7 protein-coding genes are annotated in these 4931 nt (G+C 65.6%); 6 read left to right on the top strand and 1 reads right to left on the bottom strand.

What is annotated here, in order from left to right; all coding sequences use genetic code 11:
• Window positions 1–80 precede the first annotated feature (80 nt).
• The gene (locus VZ95_RS09400) at window positions 81–437 is read right to left on the bottom strand and encodes an adenosylcobinamide-GDP ribazoletransferase (protein ID WP_052711642.1); all 357 of its coding nucleotides are present in this window, start codon (window positions 435–437) and stop codon (window positions 81–83) included.
• Between the two features lie 159 nt (window positions 438–596).
• On the opposite strand from VZ95_RS09400, the gene cobT reads away from it, so the two are divergent.
• The 6 genes from cobT to VZ95_RS09380 all read left to right on the top strand — a co-directional run.
• Window positions 597–1679 (top strand): nicotinate-nucleotide--dimethylbenzimidazole phosphoribosyltransferase, encoded by a 1083-nt coding sequence (gene cobT / locus VZ95_RS09395; protein WP_045775615.1) that lies wholly within the window; start codon window positions 597–599, stop codon window positions 1677–1679.
• A gap of 115 nt (window positions 1680–1794) precedes the next feature.
• Window positions 1795–2178 carry a YciI family protein gene (locus VZ95_RS09390; RefSeq protein WP_232302579.1) on the top strand — a complete coding sequence of 128 codons (384 nt, stop codon included), beginning with the start codon at window positions 1795–1797 and terminating at the stop codon, window positions 2176–2178.
• A 9-nt stretch (window positions 2179–2187) separates the two neighbouring features.
• Window positions 2188–2502 (top strand): sigma factor, encoded by a 315-nt coding sequence (locus tag VZ95_RS25415; protein WP_198148197.1) that lies wholly within the window; start codon window positions 2188–2190, stop codon window positions 2500–2502.
• Window positions 2415–3128: a DUF6596 domain-containing protein gene (locus tag VZ95_RS25410; protein WP_198148196.1), complete on the top strand. Its 714-nt coding sequence runs from the start codon at window positions 2415–2417 to the stop codon at window positions 3126–3128. Before VZ95_RS25415 ends, VZ95_RS25410 begins: the two co-directional genes overlap by 88 nt.
• A 7-nt stretch (window positions 3129–3135) precedes the next feature.
• On the top strand, window positions 3136–3402 hold the full coding sequence (locus VZ95_RS25405; RefSeq protein WP_198148195.1) for a hypothetical protein: 267 nt from the start codon (window positions 3136–3138) through the stop codon (window positions 3400–3402).
• Between the two features lie 292 nt (window positions 3403–3694).
• Window positions 3695–4931, top strand: a 1237-nt coding sequence (locus VZ95_RS09380; RefSeq protein ID WP_045775613.1) for a DEAD/DEAH box helicase, incomplete at its 3' end; no start/stop codon positions are given.

Genomic DNA, 4931 nt, shown 5'->3' with positions numbered 1-4931 from the left:
TTGGGCGACGGCGAGCGCGGCAATTGCTTCCTCCGGCGGCAGCGCCGCAATCAGCCCGGCGCGGGCGAGCAGGGCGAGCATCAGGCTGCGCCGCCATAGGTGCCGAGGCGGCTGTCGCGCATAATCTCCAGCTTGCGTGCGCGGGTGAAGCCGCCGCCGAACCCATCGGCCATATCGGCCAAGCCATCTTCGTGCAGCGCGCCGGTGAGGAGCAGTTGCGCGGCGAGTGCCGTTGCAGCGGCGACCAAGGGCGGTAGGCCGAGCGTCGAGAGCCCCCAAAACACGGCCCCCGTCGCCGCCCCAATCAGCGTGCCGACGAGCGGGAACATGTCCCCGGCCTCGGCGATCTCCGAGGCTTCGGGCGCGGGATTGATCGGCACCGGCAGGCGCGTGAGAAACATCAGGGCGAGGCGGAAGCGGCGCGAAAAGGGGGGCATCACGGTCGGCGGACGGCTTCCCAACAGGAGTCTAAAACGGGACAAAGACATTGGCGGACAATCGGGCGCATGGCAATCGCTTGTGGTTGGCGTCCGGCCCGGCTATAGGGGGCTAAGGCATGTCCCCCTGTGCAGTGTTATTCGGAAAGGTGCGTTCGCATGAGTTCCACGCCGTCGTCCGGCCGTCCCGCCAATGATACGCCCGCTCCCGATGCGCCGGTAACGCTGGATGAGCTGCGCGCGCTGTTCGATAAATTGCCGGGGCCGGATTTGGCGGCGGCGAGCGCCGTTGCGACCCGCGAGGCGCAACTGACCAAACCGGCGGGGGCCTTGGGGCGGCTTGAAGATTTCAGCCAGTGGCTCGCGGCCTGGCAGGGACGGGCAACGCCGAAGCTGACCCGCCCGCGCGTGGCCGTCTTCGTCGCCAATCACGGGATTGCCGAGCGGGGGGTTTCGGCCTATCCCGCGTCGGTGACCAAGCAGATGGTGGAGAATTTCGTTCAGGGTGGTGCCGCCATCAACCAGCTCTGCACGCTGATCGATGCCGATTTGCGCGTCTATGAACTCGATCTCGACGCGCCGACGCAGGATTTCGTCGATGCCCCGGCGATGAACGAGCAGGAATGCGCCCGCGCGATGGCCTACGGCATGATGGCCGTGGAACAGGGCATCGATGTGCTCTGCCTGGGCGAAATGGGCATCGGCAATACCACGGTTGCCGCCGCGCTCTGCCACGGTCTCTATGGCGGCAGCCCCGCCGATTGGGTCGGCCCCGGAACGGGCGTGACCGGCACGGCGTTCGACACCAAGCTGCAAGTGGTGACGGCGGGCGTCGCCCGGCACCGCGACCGGCTGACGGCGGCGGGCACGGTCAATGATCCGATGCAGTGGCTGGCGGCGGTCGGCGGTTTGGAGATTGCGGCGCTCTGCGGCGCGATTCTGGCGGCGCGCATGGGCCGCACYCCGGTGTTGCTCGACGGCTATGTCGTCACGGCGGCGGCGGCGGTGCTGCATAAGATCGATCCGCGCGCCATCGACCATTGCCTCGTCGCCCATCTGTCGGCGGAACCGGCGCATCGGTTGCTGTGCGAGAAAATCGGCAAGCGCCCGGTGCTCGATCTCGGCATGCGCCTCGGCGAAGGCACGGGCGCGGCGCTGGCGGTGACGGTGCTGAAGGCGGCGGTCGATTGCCACACGGGCATGGCAACCTTCGAGCAGGCGGGCGTGAGCGGCCCCGTTTAAAAAAGACGAAAATTTTTTACGCGCCTGTCGAAATCGGGCAGGCTTGCGGCTCATGGGTTCGAGGGAGAGCGTTTCCCCCTCCTCCTCGGGCGCGGCTCGGGGGGATCATCGCAGGATGGAGACTTCCCCCATGCAGTACATGATTATCTTCAGCGAAACCGACGCCCAGTTTGCCCAGCGCACCGACCCGCAGATGAGCGGGGCCTATTGGGGTGCGTGGGGGGCTTATATCGGCGCGCTTCAGGCGTCAGGGATCGTGCTTGGCGGGCACGGTCTCCAGCCACCGCACACGGCGACGACGGTGCGCGTGCGCGACGGCAAGCGCCAGGTGCAGGACGGGCCGTTCGCCGATTCGAAAGAGCAACTCGCGGGCTATTTCATCGTCGACGTGCCGGATCTCGATGCGGCGCTCGATTGGGCGGCGCGCGCGCCTTCGGCCAGCTATGCCTCGGTCGAAGTGCGCCCGGTCTTGCCGCCGATGCAGGCCCCCGGCGCTTAAATCCCGGCAATGGAGGCGCAGCGCACGGCAGAAATGGTCGCCCGCGCCTCCTATGGCCGCCTGATCGCGCTTCTCGCCGCCCGTAATCGCGATATTGCGGCGGCGGAAGACGCGCTGGCGGAGGCGTTTCGCAAAGCCCTGGAACTCTGGCCGGGGCAGGGCGTTCCCGACCGGCCCGAAGCTTGGCTGCTGACGGTCGCCCGCCGCGCGTTGGATCACGCTACCGCCACGCCCAGGTGCGGGCCGGGGCGGCAGCCACGCTCGACCTTCTTTATGAAGAAGCGGGGGAGCGTGAACCCTCGGCCTTTCCCGACGAGCGACTGAAACTGCTCTTCGTCTGTGCCCATCCCGCCATCGACCCCGCCAGCCGCACACCGTTGATGCTGCAATGCGTGTTGGGGCTGGATGCGGCGCGGATCGGGGCGGCGTTTCTCGTTCCCGCCGCGACGATGGGGCAACGGTTGGTGCGGGCGAAGGCAAAAATCCGCGATGCCGGGATCGGCTTTCAAACCCCCGAGGCCACCGATTTGCCGGACCGGCTGGAGGCGGTGCTTGCCGCCATCTATGCCGCCTATGGCACAAGCTGGGACGCGGTTCCGGGCAGCGATGGCGCAACCGGGCTCGCGGCGGAAGCGCTCTATCTGGCGCGGTTGGTCGCGGGAGTGCTGCCCAACCAGCCCGAGGCGCTGGGGCTGCTCGCCCTCATCCTCTACTGCGAAGCCCGCGCCGGTGCCCGGCGGGACGCGGCGGGGGGCTTTGTGCCGCTGGCGGCGCAGAATCCGGCCCTCTGGTCGCGCGACGGGCTGATTGAGGCCGAGGCCGCATTGACCCAGGCGGCGCGCTTCGGCACCCTCGGGCGGTTTCAGATCGAAGCCGCCATTCAATCCTTCCATGTTCAAAAAAAAGCGCCTCGGCTTCGCTCCGCCGACAGCACTAGTCGCGCTCTATGATCTTTTGATGCAACACAGCCCGTCCATTGGCGCGGCGGTGGCGCGGGCGGCGGCCCACGCCGAGGCCTTCGGACCGGAGGCGGGATTAACCGAACTGAATGCCCTTGCCCCGGAGGATATCGAAACTTACCAGCCCTATTGGGCGGCGCGGGCACATTTTTTGGCACTGGCGGGGGAGCGGGAGGCCGCGCAAGTGGGGTTCGCGCGGGCAATTGGCTTGACCCAGGACCCGGCGGTTCGCGCCTATTTGACCGAGCAAAGCGGAGCGCTCTGAACCCTCACATGGCAGCTCTGCACTGTTGCATTGCAACATCGCTTGACATTGGTGCGCCGGAAGGTCAGGTTCCCAGACACTTTTTGACAGCGCGTGATCGCCCGAGATCGTGTCGGCTCTTCTTTTTGAAGAATGCGGCAAACCAGCGGCGACCTGTCATTATCCAATCCCGATAGGGCGGCCCGGACACGCGGGGGGCGTCTTTACACCCCCGCTCCGTTCCCGGCCTCACATGATAGGCCGGGCTGAGCCTGCTTGTGAGATTTTCTCCACATGACGTCTTTTTGCTGACTTGGGCCTGAACCAGGCCCTTCTCGATACTTTGGTTAAAGAAGGCTATGAAACGCCGACGCCGATTCAGGCCGGGGCGATTCCCATTCTGCTGTCGGGTAAGGATTTGCTCGGGATTGCCCAAACGGGCACCGGCAAGACGGCGGCTTTCGCGCTGCCGATTCTGCACAAACTGAGCCTGACCAATCAGCGCCCGTTCAAGCGTTCGGTGCGCACGCTCATTCTGAGCCCGACGCGCGAACTCGCCGGCCAGATCGCTGACAATATTCGCCAATATGGCCGCAATCTGCCCCTGACGGTGGCCGTGGCTTTCGGTGGTCAGCCGATTTTCCGCCAGATCCGCGCGCTGGAACGCGGTGTGGATATTCTGGTGGCAACGCCGGGCCGTCTGCTCGATCTCGTCAGCCAACATGCCGTGTTCCTCGATAAGGTCGACACGCTGGTACTCGATGAAGCCGATCAGATGCTCGATCTCGGCTTCATTCACCCGATCCGCCAGATCGTCAGCATGATCCAGCGCGAACGCCAAACGCTGCTGTTCTCGGCCACTATGCCGGACAGCATCGCCCGCCTCGCCAAAGACCTACTGAACCAGCCGGAACGCGTGGAAGTGACCCCCGTCGCCACCACCGCCGAACGCATCGTTCAGAAGGCGATTTTCGTGGATCGCGACGATAAGCGCGCCCTGCTGGCCGATCTGCTGAACGATCCGGTCATCACCCGCTCACTGGTTTTCACCCGCACGAAGCACGGGGCCGATAAGGTGGTTCGCCATCTCGATAGCGTCGGCATTCGCTCGGAAGCCATTCACGGCAACAAGTCGCAGCCGCAGCGCGAACGCGCTCTGGCCGCCTTCCGCAACGGTCACGTGACCGTGCTGATCGCAACCGATATCGCCGCGCGTGGTATCGATGTCGATGGCGTCAGCCACGTCATCAACTTCGATCTGCCGAATGTGCCGGAACAATATGTGCATCGTATTGGCCGTACCGGCCGTGCGGGCCGCGAAGGCGAAGCGATTTCGTTGGTCGAACATGAAGATCGTTCGTTCCTGCGCAGCATCGAAGGCCTGATCCGTCAGCGCCTGCCGATCGATGACCGTCGTCGCGAACCGCGTGACGATCATGATCGTTCGTTCGGCCCGGCCAAGCGCCCGGTCGGTCGCAGCGGTGGCGGCGGTGGCCGTCCCAGCGGCAATGGCGGCGGTTATGCCGGTCGCGGTGGCGATAATCGTTTCG

Origin of the sequence: Elstera litoralis, assembly GCF_000963705.1 — a bacterium.
GTDB lineage: Bacteria > Pseudomonadota > Alphaproteobacteria > Elsterales > Elsteraceae > Elstera > Elstera litoralis.
This window is presented reverse-complemented; position numbering and strand designations above follow the sequence as displayed.